The organism is Shewanella sp. SR44-4 (genome assembly GCF_014163715.1).
Lineage (GTDB): Bacteria > Pseudomonadota > Gammaproteobacteria > Enterobacterales > Shewanellaceae > Shewanella.
In genome coordinates, this window is sequence record NZ_JACJDU010000018.1 from 1 (window position 1) to 16,156 (window position 16,156).

The window sequence follows — 16,156 nt, forward strand, 5'->3', positions numbered from 1 at the left end:
TGGCTATGGTTTTATAACAATGAAAGACCCAATACAGCAATTGGTGGTATCCCACCAAAGCAAAAACTGGCACTAGTGGCCTAAGTCTCTACTTTTGACCTCAGCTAAAAATGGGGAGATTACCCGTTGAAATATCAGGGGCACTAGACATTTATCGGTTAACCCTAAGATGGCACTATTCAAGTCAGAGGTGCTTTTTGCACAGTTAGTTTCAGGCTCATTTAGGGTGTAAACCGATTCTTTAACATGGCCACCCATTCCAACAGGCCTTTTTAACATGGCCACCCATTCCAATTGGATAAATAATAAAGACTCAACTAGGCTTTATTTACCTTTATCTCTAACAGGTAACCTAAGATGGCCAGACCAAGACAAACTATCGTTAGCTTAGACGATACGTCTTACTATCATTGTTGCTCACGAGTTGTGCGTAAGGCTTTTCTTTGCGGAATAGATAACTCGACAGGCGAGAACTTTGAACATCGACGAGAGTGGGTGGATTCACGTATTCTTGAGTTGGCGACCATTTTCGCCATTGATATTTGTGCTTATGCCGTCATGAGTAACCACTTGCATGTGGTGATAAAAGTCGATGCAGACAAAGCGAGGCACTGGTCAGATAAAGAAGTACTGATGCAGTGGCATAAAGGCTTTAAAGGCACATTGTTAACTCATAAGTATGTTAAAGAGGAAGATCTTAATCAGTTTGAGCGCCAAATAGTCGATGAATGCATTACAGAGTACCGTAAACGATTAGTTGATATCAGTTGGTTTATGCGGTCTCTCAGTGAGCCGATAGCTCGAATGGCCAACAAAGAAGATAAGTGTACAGGTCGCTTCTGGGAAGGTCGTTTTAAATCTCAAGCCTTATTAGATGAAGCGGCCGTATTAGCCTGTATGGCGTATGTCGATTTGAACCCAATTCGAGCCAAGATGGCTGCGACCCCAGAAACCTCAGATTACACCAGTATTCAGCGCCGAATAAACTCAGCAATAAAAGGCGAGCAACCTACAGAGTTATTACCTTTTGTGGGTAATGAACGTTTAGACATGCCTAATGGGCTAATGTTCAGCGTGAAAGACTACATTGTACTCGTCGAAGATACAGGCCGGATTATTCGAGAAGATAAGCGTGGTGCTATCAGTGAAAGTAGTCAAGATATACTTAATCGATTAAACATCCCCGAAGAAAATTGGTTAAAAATCACCACAGAGTTTGGTGCGTTATTTAAAGGCGCTGTTGGTGCATTACCCGCATTAACTGAATATTGTGAGCATTTAGACCGAAAACGACGACAAGGTGCTGCAAATTGCCAGCGTTGGCTGTGCGCTTAAGTCTTAACTTCCACCCCAAATTACAATTCACTTTGAACTTGATTAACATCAAGTTTTTCAGCTGTGCTGAATTCTGCTGATGACGAATAAACCACTCATATAACGCTATGATTTAGACATATGGATTGAAGTTGGTGAGTTGATTGCATCGAGCTGAACTCTCTCCAAAGCAATGAAAACGAGATATGTTACTTATTTAAATGATGGGTGGCATTGTTTTGTATGTTACTTATTTAAATGATGGGTGGCATTGTTTTGTACTCGGTTTTGTACTCCAAAGCAATGAAAACGAGATATGTTACTTATTTAAATGATGGGTGGCATTGTTTTGTAAATGATGGGTGGCATTGTTTTATGATGATTCAAATAATGGGTGGCATTTTTTTAGAAGGAAAAAGAACTCTCTCCAAAGCAATGAAAACGAGATATGTTACTTATTTAAATGATGGGTGGAATTTTTTTATGATGGGAGGGAAGTCATCGCTTCATTATTAAGACAGGCATTCAAAAATTAGAACCAATTGGTTACTGGTATGGTGTTGCTATTCTGACGCATGGGGGAGTTCAAAACACAACAATATCGATTAGCCTACACTTATATGTTCGGTAATACCGTTTCAGCTCGTATCTTTAAATGAATTCATTTGCTATATTTTATTGTAAGTAAAGTAGCGCTTTGATTTATTTCTGGAGGGGGTATGGCGAGATCACTTGTACTGTTTATTGTCTTTAGTCTAATACCCATATTTTCTGTCTATGGAAAAGAATTGAAACTTGCTGTGGTACCTAAATTTAATAGTGTTTTTTTTGAGCAAAGTAAAGCTGGTTGTATAGATGCCGCCGCTCAAATAAAAGGCGTGAAATGCATATATCGAGGACCAGATATAAGTAATGTTAGGATGCAAGATCAGGTAATAAATCAATTGATTGATGAAGGTGTCGATGGTATCGCGGTAGCCGTTACACAGTCTAAATATCTCGTTAACAATAGCCTGAAGAGAGCTAAAGAAGCAGGCATACCGATTATTACCTATGACTCTGATTTTGATGCTTCAATCAACGAAGACCCTAATAATATACGTCTAGCCTATATAGGCACTGATAATTTTGAATTGGGTAAATCATTAGGTGAAGAGTTAAAAAAACTTCGGCCCAATGGGGGAACGCTAATAATGCAATCTGGGCGACCAGATTCTCCTAATCTGAATTTAAGACTTATGGGTGTTCGTTCCGCATTATCGGGGAAAAAATACGATACACCTCCTGGCGAATTGCTTAATAACGACTCGGGCTGGACTGAAGTTAGAGAACCTTTTTTTAATTTTGATCAGCTGGATCAATCTGTTAATCAAATGGAGTCTGTAATGAAAGGTAAACCTGTAAAAGCAGATTCCTTTATTACTGTTGGTGGTTGGGCACAAAATGATCAAGCACTTTACCGTAAAATGATTGCCCCGTACCAGGCAAAAATTAATAACAACAAGGTCATCATTATTATTACTGATACATCTTCTGAACAATTAACTATGTTGGAAGATCAACTTGCTCATATCAATATTGGTCAAAACCCATATGAAATGGGAAGACAAGCTATTTTGACACTTTATAAGATTGTAACAGAACAAAAATATGAGAAAACAATTTACACTCCTATCACAGTTTGCACACCAGAGAATGTTGATACCTGTAACAAGAGTGCGGGATTGTAATCATATTTAATGTCGCCTGATACGAATTAAACATGGCTACGAATTAAACATGGCCACCCAAAGTTGTCGGCTAAACAATTAGCAATTAACAATGAAAAACGCTTTAATTACCCTTTGAAAAGGGTAATTAAAGATGGCCAGATCAGGCCAAGACAAACCATTGTTAGCTTAAATGACACGCCTTTTCCCTGTATATAGAAAGTTGCCACTGTTGCTCGCGTTTAGTACGTAATGCTTTTCTTTGCGGGATTGATAATTCGACAGGTGAGAGCGTTGAGCATCGCCGAGAATAGGGTTATTCACATATTTTTATACTGATTTTCTGCTTATTAAGCACGCTATTTGTTAGACCAGAATTTTGATAGCAAGATTAGTTGTAAATAATGTGTGTTGCTGATAATAATCGATCTCACATATGAAAGGTGGTTCAATTACACTCCAATCTTATAAAAAGCCTGAATGGAAGAATGAGTATGCCACACCAAGATCAGAGCCTTACCATTAAAATGGCAGCTCCTTTTTGTATATTATTAATAGTGATATTACTGACACAGGTTGTTGGTGTGTATGTCAGCAATAACTTTTTAGCTTCTGGAGGGGTTAAAGGTTATTGGATTATAAGTCGATTAATCTTTCCATTTGTTCTTGTTTTATTGCTGGCCATACCGTTAAAACAATTGTACTTCTCTAAACCAACAATTAATCGTGAAAACCTGCTACTTATGGCTGTGTTTTTGGGTCTTTTGCTTTGTTTATTCGTTTATCTACAATTTTTTGCCGCAGATTATTTATCTCATTATCGTCATGGCAGTTCTTTAGAGGGGCTAAGAGAGGCAGGGAAGTTTCAACGTTTTTTAATTTTTACCGTATCGACTATCATTGGCTGGGAGGTGCTTCACCGAGGATTTTTATTGGGTGGTGGCCAATATTGTTTAACTCAGCATTACAAAATCAACCCGACGGCGGCGGCTGTGATAATGACCCTTATTGTCTGCATCTTTGAAGTATTATTCCACATAAAAAAACCGATTTACGAAGCTATAGGTATGATTTTTGCCTCGCCATTATTGTCTTATTTAACCATTAAGACGCGCAGTTTATGGCCAGCATTAACGTTTCATTTATTGATTGAGTTAGCATTTGGCTTTTCCGCTTTCTATTATTCGGTCTATTAATTACTGCATTTATAAACTTGGCCAAAATCTAAAATCACTATGGACACCCAAGAGTGTTGATGGACACTGGCATACTATTTGATATCGGACAGAATTGGTTTGTGTAGCGAAGCTGTTTTTAGATCGTAGCAAGTCAGTGATAGCAAGTGATAGTGAATAAATTAATCTTTTGCGGCATTACCAAATTCTGTAGTGATTAATCACTATGCCAAAACACATCCTCTAAGTATAACCTAGAAAAGTAAGCTTACATGCCATACACGCGCATCTAATTTTTTTTATGGCTCTTTACTGTAAGTATGGCATTTGTGCAAATCAAGAAAGGTAACGTAAATGCACATCGCTATTGGATGATAATAAACTACTCTTTAACTTGTTCAGCCATTACCCTTAGATTGTATCTACCATCATTTTCGTGGTTATTTAATGTAGACTTTATAACGTCTTATATTGCAATTTCTTGGGTTGCCTGGGTTCCAAATGTATTAGTAGCACAATTATATTTACTAAAAACCAAACGTGTTAATTATGCCGTTCAACGTCCTATTGATAATACATTAAGTACATAGAGCAAAGTGTAAACAGCTCCTAAACCCAACCAATAAGCGAGAAATAGCTTGATTAATTTGGTTAATCAGCTTGGTTAACCACTCGCGCCCCTTGGGGCACTTATTGCAAGTCGGACATGAGAAACTTATGATGCAAAATAGTGCTATTAAAATTGCCTTTTGGCGAGGCGTGCTAATTGCTCCGCTTGCAGTACTGCCTGCAACACTTATTTGGGCTTTAATTGCCGTGGTTAATCAATTTACTGTTCAAAACTTAATTGATGCGATTTTTAATGTAATATTTATCAGTTTTTGGGGCATTTGCGTTGCTTATGTTATTACCGCGACATATGGCAGCTTAGTTTGGTATGCGCTTTGGCGTTATAACGTGCTGTCGTTGGGCTCATTATAATTAGCTGTTGTTATTCCTTGTGCGATAACGGCGATCATTACGACCGATATTTTGTTTTCGTTAATGGTCACATATTATTCATTAGCCGTGGTATTTTCGTTTTGGTTTGTTGGTATTCGAAATATTAAAGAGTGATAACGGCATCGTATTTTTTCAGTTGTGGGACGATGTGAAATTAATATCAAAATCGTACATCTGTTTTACGCCTTATGGCAGATAAAAGGAGTTTATTTTGCGCTTGATTCATTGGATTTACTTAACAATTGTTATAGTTGCAACTTTTTCGGCAAGTTCATCTGCCACAGTTGCAGTTGAGATATTGCCTATGCGCGACAGAGCTGAGTTTATTGACCGCATACTGGCTAAGCGGGTAGAGCTATTATTACCCAAGTTGATGAATGAACATAAGCTCGATATGTGGGTAATCATTAGTCGTGAATACAATGAAGACCCTGTTATTAAAACGCTATTACCTGCTACATGGATATCTGCTCGCCGCACAACAATACTGGTATTTGCTCGTAAAGGTGACGGCAGTGTTGATGCTTATGCAATCGCGCCTTATAACGTTGGTAATGTTTTCGAAAAAGCGTGGGATAAATCAAAACAACCCAATCAATGGTTGGCTCTTAATGAGTTAATTGAAAGCTATCAACCCAATACCATAGGTGTTAATCAATCGGAACATTGGGCTCACGCCGATGGACTAGTCGCAACAGATAAAGAAAATTTGTTAGCGCATTTACCCGAAAAATATAAAACAAAAATAGTTTCAGCTGAACCCGTCGCCGTAGGATGGTTGGAGCAACGAATACCTGAAGAAATTGCCGTTTATAAAGATATCGTAAAATTGGCTCATGCAATCATTGCTGAAGCATTTTCTAACCAAGTCATTATCCCTGGGGAAACAACGACTGATGATGTGGTTTGGTGGCTACGAGAGCGTATCGTTGAGCTCAAGTTACAAACTTGGTTTCATCCAAGTGTATCAATTCAGCGTAGTGATGATGTTGCCTTAGCGCGCGAGTCGAGTGTTACCCATGACAATGATAAGCAAATTATTTTACCGGGCGATCTACTGCATGTTGATTTTGGCATAACCTATTTACGTTTAAATACGGATACGCAGCAGCATGCTTATGTACTCAAGCCAGGCGAAAGCGAAGCACCACAATATTTACAACAGGCGCTGTTATCTGGCAATAAACTACAAGATGTATTTACCGGACAATTTGCTGAAGGTCATACTGGTAACCAAGTATTAAAACGCTCTCGTGAACGTGCAATTTCACAAGGATTAACGCCCACAATTTATACTCACCCGCTGGGTTATCATGGCCATGCCGCAGGTACGACACTGGGAATGTGGGATTCGCAAGACGGGGTTCCTGGTGATGGTGACTACCCATTACACCTCAATACGGCCTATTCAATTGAGCTTAACAATGCCGTTTATATTGAGCCGTGGAAAAAAGAAATCAGAATTATGCTAGAAGAAGATGCCATTTTTGACGGATCGGGAGTGTGGTATTTAAATGGCAGACAAACAGCTTTTTTACTGATTAAATCTCAGTCTCGCTGAGCTTTATAGATTAAAACTTGTTTGGGAAAAATAGATACTCTTATATACAACAATGGTACGCGAGTGTTGGGGGCAAAGCCTCCTGTTAGGTGTATTCAACGAACCAAGTTACTCATTCTTTAGGTTCTATTTCGTTCCACATTTTAGTACGTTATGATTCATCGCTTAAAACAGCGTAAAGCAAACAAGGAAGTTGTATATGTCAGGAAGCAAAGTCTACTCACCCGTTCAAGCTAGTCTAGGCGCATTTTTAGGAGGGCCAATAGCTTCAGTTTTTTTCATAAAACAGAACTTTGTCGTCTTGAATGATGATGAAGCCGTTAAAAAAACGAATCGCTATGGTGCTTTGGTTATTACTTTTTTCATCTCAATTTTGCCTTTTTTGCCAGAAAACTTTCCAAATATGATCATTCCTATAATCACGATTATTTCTACGAGACTTTTAGTTGAAAAGTTTCAATTTACAAAAGAAGTCATCTCCAATAACGATGATTTAGATTTTCATTCTAACTGGCGAGTACTTTTTGTCAGCTTGATAAGTCTGGTTATTTTTATGATTATTGGCGTTAGCCTGTTGTTGGCGTTAGACTTTTTGGGTGTTGAAAGTCTGCTGTAAACTTCACGACTTCACGACTTCACGTCTTTACTATGGGTAATTTTTTGAAAATGAAGTCAGCTTTCAAAGATAGTGATGTCAGGTTTTATTTTTTTAATAAAAACAAAAATTGAGCAAATGAACTTAATCTACGCTATTTCGAACTAGCATGATTTAATTTTGGTCAAACATTAACAAGGAACTCAGTTGAGAAAAATCATTTATATCTTAGGATTGATATCCGTATTTTCAGTGCAAGGTGCCAGTTTTGATTGCTCGCTGGCCAGAAGCTCGATAGAAAAGAACATATGTGCTAACCCTGATATTTCAAAGGCAGATGAGGCGTTAGCAACGCTTTATAGCAATATTAAAAGCCAAGCTAAATATGTTAATGATTTAATTAATGGTCAGCGTGCTTGGTTAACACAACGAAATGCATGTGAGACTGATGTTTGTATTTTAGATAAATACCAATCTAGAGCGTTGGCGTTAAATGCTTGGCCTGAAACAGAGGCTAAAAAAGATAAAGTGCTTGAAAACTGTACCGATCGTCCTGAGTGTTGGCCAGAAGGCAGCGCTATGCATACTGGTTTGACATTAGTTAACAGTTTGAACAAGGCATCTGCTCAATTGAAAATAAAGCATGATGAGCTCATCGCTCTGTTGTCTGATGCCCCTAATTATGATGGTGAAAAACAGCCTGACTCTCGTGTTATCTCGGCTTTAACCGCACAGCAACTGTCCTGGAGTACTTATAGATCTGACGAATGTGAATTAATTGGTTCGCTGACCGGAGCGGGTGGCTCATGGCCATCGACTTATGCTAATCGTTGTGAGGTCAATTTGACTGAAGAACGTTTGCGCCGCGTTAATTCATCTATTAAGTGTATTAACAAAATACCTTTAGAAGATCGTTGGATGGAACAGTCTCGTTGTTTACAGCAACTTGCACCGTTAGCCAATAAAGTGTAGATAATTAACGTAAACGAGGGCTGCTAAGTACCTATTAAACAAGTTATTAGCTTCCTTAGTTATTTGGCCTGCATTTCTCGTTATAGGATGTCATTATTTAAAGGTAACTTTGCCTCCCACCATTTTAAAGGCTGGTGCGCCTCTCACTAAGGTATCTCGAGCAAATACTTGGCCGCATTCAGGGCATGTGCAAGGAACCTTGGTGTTGTCTTCGACAATACGCTCCTTAAAGCATTTGATTAAGGCGCCTTTACCTCCCTTACGATACTTAAACAATGGTGCTTTACACTTAGCGCAGAAAACATCGACGGTGCGCGAAGGACCTTTCTTGTTGGGTTGGGCCATGTATCGTTTACTCTAAAGTCTGTAAAGTGCTTTAGCCTATTGTAATGAAAAGTGCCGGGTTAGGCTAAAGTTAGCGATGCCTTTTATCATCCGGCCCTCTTGCTATTGGTGTACGCTGTTATCCGTTAATGTTACTGACCAAGAAAGAGCTTAAGACTCTTTTAATGCTTATCTTTATGACTGGCTGTTTAATATTAATCAGCCTATTGGCACTCAAAAGTGCTTGGAGTGCCAACCATAAGAAGATCGTGATTAAGGTTAAATTGACGAAACTGCTAATATAGATACATATAGAGTCATATAAAACAGCAAATAGACGATGGCGGTTAGATTAGGCTGTAATCATAATCGTAAATTAACACCCAATGCTTGCAGATGTTAGCCATGGTTTATATTGAGCTTTCGGAATGCAAATGTTAATTATTACAGAGGATTTACCTTTGAGTTTTTATGAAAACAACATTCTTCCACACATTATAAATTGTGCTTGTTCTTCAAGTGTCATCATGGAGCTTAGGCAGAAAGTTGTGCCTTTAGCTTATGGCAATGTTTTAGAGATTGGTATGGGCTCTGCTGTTAATATGGTTTTGTATAATCCTATGAACGTTAATATGATATGGGGCCTTGAACCTTCTCCTGGGATGCGTAAAAAAGCGCGGAAAAATTTAGCGAAATCGCCTATTCAGGTTGAATGGCTAAGTCTCCCTAGTGAACAAATTCCTTTAGATGATCAATGTGTTGACTCAGTTGTGTTAACTTATACTCTTTGCACTATTGCTGATTGGCGTGCCGCTATGCAGCAAATACATAGAGTGTTGAAGCCTGATGGTAAAATATTTTTCTGTGAGCATGGAGAAGCACCTGACGATTCAATTAAAAAATGGCAACATCGTTTAAATCGCTTATGGGGTAACGCTTTTGGTGGCTGTAATTTGAATAGACCTATGATTGACAATATACAAAGCAGCGGCTTTAGTATCGATTGGTTTGAAAGTGATTATATAAAGGGAGTGCCAAAGTTTGCATCGTATATTAGCTGTGGTGTGGCGACTAAAAAGACTTAACAAGAGAGTGGGGATATAAAGTGGTTTAAACTGGTCACTTTAATTTCAGTACTTAGTTTTGTTATCCTAGTCGAGATGATGAGCATAATGATCTAGATTAAGATAATAGGCGGGAACTGGGCAGTGCTATTTTGGTCTAGAATTTAGTCGTTTTTATTTCGTGTCATTGAGGTGAATTAGTCGTTTTAATCGTTAATCTCTCTTGATTAGATAACCGAATTTGAATCCCATCGACTGTGGTAATCCGCTGAGCTTCAATATCTTTTTTACGCACCTTGTAACTGTTTGTCATCGCTTCAATAGGTGATGTAATTGTAACTTCAACGACGGTATTATCGTCATACCAACTCCAGCCCCAATAGCCTGCAGAGGCTAACATCGACACCGCAATCATAGTGTAAATAATTACTCGACTAAGAAGAGGTGATTTTTGTGCATCAGCCATATCTGCGATGCGATTAACTTTATGCCCTCGTCCACGGCGCAAGTAGACAATAGCGCCAAGGATTACCAATATTGTCACTAGAATTTTTGTTAGCACGTCATCTTCCACCAATTAATAATTAACCACAATTATACAGTTTATTGAATAATTTAACGTTATCTAGCACACATCAATCGTGCTAATTAATATTGATTACTCAGTTGTAAATATAGCCACATAGGGACACTTCCGACGAGGATAATATCGTGATCGTTTATTAAGCTGTGATGACCACTCTAAATGACAATAGCTTAAGTCTTCAATTTATTACTATGCCTCACAGCCTAGGATGAAAGCTGCAATGGTAACAAATAACCCGTCAAAAAATGGGTTTAATTTACTTGCCTGACGAGGAACATCGATGCATTAAAGTGAGTTGATTCACCAGCAAGACTCATACAATACTCCTTAAAAAAAGAGTCGTAATGTCACAACAACATTAGCGAGTTAGATAGGTTATCTAATGGTACGAAAAAACATTCCCGCTCTTGTCTTGGTAACTGCAAGTAATGAGTTAATTAAAAGAGTCGACCAAATCAACTCATTATTAAGCGGATGATTGATACCGCTAATAATGAGAACTTGGCAATATTTTTATATACGGATTAATTCATCTATTTTCCTGTTGTAAGGAGGATTGATTTAACCAATGTATGCTGGTAAGTTATTAAAAATATTAATAATTAAACACGTGTTACTATTGCGCAGTTAAATGTGTTCCAGGTATTTACCGAAACTCTGACTCTTTTCACAAATACGCTGTCATAGATAAACTTATTAACTCAACGGAGTGATAGATGAAGTTGTTCAAATTGGCTTTAATTTTTGTAGCGGCCATATATTTATCTGGATGCGCATCTGGTGCAAAAATGAAAAATATGACGTTTCAGGGTGAACAAAAATCCTACTTTGATGTATTAAATGACAACATAGAGCTATCAAATGTCTCTGGTGGTCAAAAAACAAATCCACTGTGGACATCAGAAATTAGCAGTGAAGCCTTTTCTGGTGCTGTCAGAGGAAGCCTGCAAGCACAGGGGTTATTGTCTGATGATGGTCGATATAAACTGGTTGTGAATATGCTTAAAGTGGATCAACCTATTTTTGGGTTAGATTTTGAAGTTACTACTCATGTTCAATATTTACTGACCGATTCGGCAACCCAATCCATTGTGTTTGACGAAACCATCATTGCACCGCACACAGCAACATTTAAGGATGCCTTTGTTGCGGTAAAAAGGCTTAGATTAGCCAATGAAGGTGCTGGAAGAAAAAACATTGAAGCACTACTTGATAAATTATCTGCGTTACAGATAGATAAGAATGAGGTATCACTAGTAGAGTAAAAAATGCATGGCCTCAAGCTTATTGCTTCGTCTGCTGTAAATTTTAGCTGACTTATTCGGTAGGCTTTTGTTTACTAGGCTCGCAGTTATTTTTTTAAGTGTTAGATTGATATAAGCATCACCCAAATCACCTAGCCAGAAATTAGTCGAGCAATAGCTATCTAATTTCTAGTTTGGCTATATTTTGTTATTACTAGTTGGATACAATCCCCCATATTATTCTGAAACAACTATTGATGGTTATTTTTATTTCCATGAGTAACTTTTACATGGTAAAAGGTAATAATTTGTAAAAACTACAAAATAATTATATTACAATATTTCATTTTTTATCATCAAATATAAATGTTATATTTATCAGTTGTTTATTTTTTTGTTGCTTCGGTTTAAATGTGGCATGCCTTTCGCTTTATTAAAATAGAGTCGCTAATATTTAGGCATGTTTTTTTATTAATGTTATATAAATTGACCCAATCTATTTATCGTAATAGTGTGTTAATTGGACAGTTTTTATTGCCCCTATTTATTTCAACGTGATATCACTCTATAAATTTTGTATTTAAGGAGATTAGAAATGGCTACAACAAAGGCAAAAAATCAAGATCCACAACAGAAAATTGAAGATGCTTATCACTTAGCTGAAGAAGCGACTTCAGAGGCTGTTCATTCCTTGAAAGATAAAGCGAAAGAATCATTGGGTGAAGGCACTGAAAAAGTTAAATCGGCAACAGCTCAAACTGAAAATCTTATTAAGGAACACCCTTTATTAAGTGTCGGGTGTGCTTTTTTAGCGGGATGGGCGATTTCGAAACTTATAAAATAGCAAAGCGGCCGGAGGGGTTTTATTATGGAAAACACTGAGAAAGTGTACAGTAAAGATAAAATCTCCAATGGCACGCAGACCGATCCTCACGTTAACTCTGATGAAATGAACGTAAACTCCGATGACGTAAACGTTGAAGAAATTAAAGATATTTTTAATAAGGCATCGAAATTAGCTCAAGAGGTTGGACAGTGGTCAGAGTCTACAGTCCAACTTTTCTTTATGGAAATATTACGAAATGTTGCCGCAGCAAAACAGTTTCTTGTTTGCCAGCTTTTATTTATTCCATTGTTAGTTCTCTTTATCTTCAGTTTATGTGTTTGTTCCGGGATCGTGATCTACAGCCTCACTCACAGCATATTTATTGGCTTAGGGGTATTTCTACTCACAATGATGTTGGTTTTAGTTGGCTTGCTGTATTGGCAAAAACGGCTTATTCGTTTTTTTGGCTTCAAAGACACTGTCTCCCAATTAAAGGAGGGTATCGATGTCATCTCTAAAGCATCTAAATCATTCGATTAAGTTAACACGTATGCAGGGGAAAGACTCTGTTAGGCAGTGCGAGTTAACGCTTAATTTATTACTCCATTCTGTCAAAAAGCAGACTCGAAAGCATCCTTTTGGGGTCACAGTTGGTGTCACCATAGCCACGATTGTCTTTGCTCGGTATAGGAAAAGTATTAAATCTCTTTATCCTATTGCTTCTCTAAGCTTTAATTATGCGAAACAACATCGCAATTCAAAACCTCAAGAATAAAAACCAATCAATCATGATGATAGCCATTTTCTTGCCCATTATATGATCGAGTCAATACTTTGAACTGTTGTGAGTCTGGATAACTGTCAGTGTGACCCATCGCAAATATTTCAAAGATGTTAATTATTTACTGATTAAAGTCGTGAGTCATCACATACAAATAATGCTGATTGTTTAATAATCAGCTTAATTATTTAACTCAATGACGTTTAATATATCAACATGACCACAAAAGATATCATCGATGAAGAAGTCACTTATCCGTCGGATTATATGATCCTTTCAACAACCGATTTAGACAGTGTTATTACTCATGTTAACGATGACTTTATGACGGTTAGTGGTTATAAAGAAGATGAGCTAATTAATAAACCCCACAATATAGTACGCCACCCAGATATGCCTAAAGCTGCATTTAGTGACCTATGGGACACCGTAAAGCAAGGGAAAAGCTGGATGGGATTGGTGAAGAATCGCTGCAAGAATGGTCAGTATTATTGGGTTAACGCTTATGTGACCCCGATTAAACGTAACGGTATTATTTGCGAGTATCAGTCGGTAAGAACTCAGCCTGAAGCAGAGCTGACTGAACGTGCTCAAGCCTGTTACGATGCCATTAATGCTGGTAAAGCTGCTAAGCCTAAGCTTGGCGCCAGTATTATTACCAAACTTTTTTTGGCTTGGTTGCTATCTGTTGGGTTGTTGATGTCCTTGCCTTACTCAAGTGGTTTTTTCACCGTCGTCGCATTTATTGTTGCCATTATCTGTTTTTGTCGGCCGCTTTATGTTCTTAAACAGCGTTTTAGTAACATATTGATATTAAGTGAAACAATACATAATAATCCACTAAATCAATTTGTTTATACAGGTTATACCGATGAGCTTTCTCACATCGAATTAAGTCTACGGATGCAAAAAGCTGAAACGCTGGCGGTGGTTGGACGTATAAAAGACAGTGGTGAGGAATTACAGCAAGGTTTAGAAGAGCATCAACAACAAAATCAAGCCAATCAAAATCAGCTGGTTACGCAATCACAAAATCTTGAACAAGTTGTCACCGCCATCGGCCAAATGAGCTCGTCTGTTACTGATATAGCTAAAAATACGACAAATTCAACCACAGAAATTCATCACTTAGTTGAACAAATAGAGTCAACTAAGGTGGCATTAGCCTGCAGTCAAATCGCGACTACGGAAATTAATAACTTATTGGAAGAATCTCGTATTGCTATTTCTTCGCTGAATAAGCAATGTCAAAATGTAAACCAAGTTGTCGAGGTGATCGAGAGTATTGCACAGCAAACAAACTTGCTTTCGCTCAATGCCGCCATTGAAGCTGCGAGGGCTGGAGAGGCTGGGAGAGGGTTTGCGGTGGTCGCGGATGAAGTGCGTAACTTGGCAAGTCGCTCGGCAACTTCTGCTCATGAAATACACGCTATTATAAATTCACTTAGTCGCACAACTGCAGAAGCCGTTGCACAGATGGAACAAAGCCATTTGTTAATAGATAAGAGTATTGATTCTAGTCAAATACTCGAGAAAAGCCTGGTCTCGGTTAGTGAAGTGATGAGTATTATCGAAAGTAATGGCGAGCAGATTTCAGTGGCGGCAGAAGAGCAAGCTGCTGTTGTTAATCAAATTTATAACAACGCGATGATACTACAAGATGGCATTAATCAATTTGAACAAAATTGTCATAATGCAGCAATACATAGCCAAGAAATTAGTGGTCAGGGTATACGTCAAACAGAGTTGGTAAATCAATTTAATTAGATTGTAATATCACAAATTGTGAGGTGATGACTTCGGTATAATTGAGGTAATTTTACTTTGTTGACTCTGCTGAGCATCTTGCTGCCAAAACAAATTAACCAACTTACCAACTTACCAACTAACTAACCAACTAACCCAGGGTGAGGTTGTGAACGTTTTTTATACAGATTAAGTATGTTTTTAGAACTATATTTGTTCAGTACGTTATCACTTCATGAATGATTGGAAGTGATTCAGTATCGAAATTATTTATAGTGTTCAAAAAACGCACACTCATGCGGTTACCCTGCCAACTAACCAACTAAACAACCCACCCACTAACCAATCAATCAACAACATCAATACACTGTACATCGCGAATGTGCATATCAATGGCTTAAATAAGTGCTGTTTATCAACTGTGTTAGCTTGTGTGCTACAGCCTTCTTTGTATGCCGTTATCGTATTCTTTTGCCGAGTATCGCTTTGGGTGTATGGTTTTTTCTTTGATGGTTAATAAAGATTAAAGCTAGATATTATATTTAAATCAGCTGGTTAAGTGGTTTGTAATGGTCGGTGTCCGAATAAGCAATGAGTACTAAACAGGCGTAGTGGACGTAAGCCATAGTTTAATTAATACAAGTGACATCGGCATGAGAAGTGTCTACTAGACTAGCGGCCAGCACAAAAACGGCAATAATAGTGTCAATAATGTTTCAACTAAAAATGATGATTTGTGTAAATAAGGCATTTTTTATAATACGATGACTTTTAGCTTGTTATTTAGGCTTTATGTTTTAGTATAATCCGTTGCACTTATCAATTAGGGAGAACGTAATAAATGGAATTTATAAATGAAATAGTCGCAAATGAGAATTATACTTTTTTAGTGGTGTTAGTTATTGGGGGGCTGACTCTTTGGTTTCTTCCTGCTATTTTGGCATTATTTTTTAATCGAAAACACTTTAAATATATTCTGTTAGCGTGTATCCCTGCAGGGTTTTCTTTTATTGCGTGGGGCGGCGTTATAGTGTGGGCTACCACGGGTAAAGTTATTGGTAAATACGCTAATAAAGTTAACGCTGAAAGTTAACTTCTATCAATAATATACACTCACCATAAACCATAAAAATCATTATATGCACTTATTTTTCGCTCACTTTGTGATGCTTTTAAGTGCCGGTTTTTGGCGTCAGTTTTCGGTATAAAATGCAAAAGGATATTACATGAAATACTTATCAATTGTCATCATCGCAC

15 protein-coding genes and 1 pseudogene are annotated in these 16,156 nt (G+C 37.7%); 14 read left to right on the forward strand and 2 right to left on the reverse strand.

Annotated features, from left to right (window positions below):
• Positions 1 to 357: 357 nt before the first annotated feature.
• From H5125_RS10450 to H5125_RS10485, 8 genes and pseudogenes are all read left to right on the forward strand, one after another.
• Positions 358 to 1,335, forward strand: coding sequence for a transposase (locus tag H5125_RS10450; protein WP_182744210.1), 978 nt, complete (start codon positions 358 to 360; stop codon positions 1,333 to 1,335).
• Positions 1,336 to 2,033: 698 nt separating this feature from the next.
• Positions 2,034 to 3,044 (forward strand): substrate-binding domain-containing protein, encoded by a 1,011-nt coding sequence (locus H5125_RS10455; RefSeq protein ID WP_182744211.1) that lies wholly within the window; start codon positions 2,034 to 2,036, stop codon positions 3,042 to 3,044.
• A gap of 422 nt (positions 3,045 to 3,466) precedes the next feature.
• Positions 3,467 to 4,219 carry a type II CAAX prenyl endopeptidase Rce1 family protein gene (locus tag H5125_RS22360; RefSeq protein ID WP_182744212.1) on the forward strand — a complete coding sequence of 251 codons (753 nt, stop codon included), beginning with the start codon at positions 3,467 to 3,469 and terminating at the stop codon, positions 4,217 to 4,219.
• 287 nt (positions 4,220 to 4,506) lie between these two features.
• A pseudogene (locus tag H5125_RS22460) lies at positions 4,507 to 4,788 on the forward strand (DUF2306 domain-containing protein); the annotation flags it as partial.
• 127 nt (positions 4,789 to 4,915) lie between these two features.
• A complete protein-coding gene (locus H5125_RS10470) occupies positions 4,916 to 5,179 on the forward strand; it encodes a hypothetical protein (protein WP_182744214.1) in 264 nt (87 codons plus the stop codon).
• Between the two features lie 232 nt (positions 5,180 to 5,411).
• Positions 5,412 to 6,761, forward strand: a complete 1,350-nt coding sequence (locus H5125_RS10475) for a M24 family metallopeptidase (protein WP_409085817.1) — start codon at positions 5,412 to 5,414, stop codon at positions 6,759 to 6,761.
• 199 nt (positions 6,762 to 6,960) lie between these two features.
• Entirely contained in the window at positions 6,961 to 7,377 is a 417-nt protein-coding gene (locus H5125_RS10480; protein ID WP_182744215.1) for a hypothetical protein, read from the forward strand.
• Positions 7,378 to 7,563: 186 nt separating this feature from the next.
• Positions 7,564 to 8,328 (forward strand): lysozyme inhibitor LprI family protein, encoded by a 765-nt coding sequence (locus H5125_RS10485; protein ID WP_182744216.1) that lies wholly within the window; start codon positions 7,564 to 7,566, stop codon positions 8,326 to 8,328.
• Positions 8,329 to 8,421: 93 nt separating this feature from the next.
• Here H5125_RS10485 and H5125_RS10490 read toward each other — a convergent pair whose 3' ends face one another.
• A complete protein-coding gene (locus H5125_RS10490) occupies positions 8,422 to 8,673 on the reverse strand; it encodes a hypothetical protein (protein WP_182744217.1) in 252 nt (83 codons plus the stop codon).
• 413 nt (positions 8,674 to 9,086) lie between these two features.
• Here H5125_RS10490 and H5125_RS10495 point away from each other — a divergent pair, with 413 nt between their 5' ends.
• Positions 9,087 to 9,737 carry a class I SAM-dependent methyltransferase gene (locus tag H5125_RS10495; protein ID WP_242445107.1) on the forward strand — a complete coding sequence of 217 codons (651 nt, stop codon included), beginning with the start codon at positions 9,087 to 9,089 and terminating at the stop codon, positions 9,735 to 9,737.
• A 163-nt stretch (positions 9,738 to 9,900) separates the two neighbouring features.
• On the opposite strand, the gene H5125_RS10500 is transcribed toward H5125_RS10495, so the two are convergent.
• Positions 9,901 to 10,278: a hypothetical protein gene (locus H5125_RS10500; protein WP_101086110.1), complete on the reverse strand. Its 378-nt coding sequence runs from the start codon at positions 10,276 to 10,278 to the stop codon at positions 9,901 to 9,903.
• A 740-nt stretch (positions 10,279 to 11,018) separates the two neighbouring features.
• Between H5125_RS10500 and H5125_RS10505 the strand changes: the two genes are divergently transcribed.
• From H5125_RS10505 to H5125_RS10525, 5 genes are all read left to right on the forward strand, one after another.
• Positions 11,019 to 11,567 (forward strand): hypothetical protein, encoded by a 549-nt coding sequence (locus tag H5125_RS10505; RefSeq protein WP_174839625.1) that lies wholly within the window; start codon positions 11,019 to 11,021, stop codon positions 11,565 to 11,567.
• Between the two features lie 574 nt (positions 11,568 to 12,141).
• The gene (locus tag H5125_RS10510) at positions 12,142 to 12,390 is read left to right on the forward strand and encodes a hypothetical protein (RefSeq protein WP_101086109.1); all 249 of its coding nucleotides are present in this window, start codon (positions 12,142 to 12,144) and stop codon (positions 12,388 to 12,390) included.
• A 24-nt stretch (positions 12,391 to 12,414) separates the two neighbouring features.
• A complete protein-coding gene (locus H5125_RS10515) occupies positions 12,415 to 12,912 on the forward strand; it encodes a hypothetical protein (protein WP_182744218.1) in 498 nt (165 codons plus the stop codon).
• Positions 12,913 to 13,369: 457 nt separating this feature from the next.
• Positions 13,370 to 14,920, forward strand: a complete 1,551-nt coding sequence (locus H5125_RS10520; RefSeq protein ID WP_182744219.1) for a PAS domain-containing methyl-accepting chemotaxis protein — start codon at positions 13,370 to 13,372, stop codon at positions 14,918 to 14,920.
• An 820-nt stretch (positions 14,921 to 15,740) separates the two neighbouring features.
• Positions 15,741 to 15,992: a superinfection immunity protein gene (locus H5125_RS10525; RefSeq protein WP_101086105.1), complete on the forward strand. Its 252-nt coding sequence runs from the start codon at positions 15,741 to 15,743 to the stop codon at positions 15,990 to 15,992.
• Positions 15,993 to 16,156 lie beyond the last annotated feature (164 nt).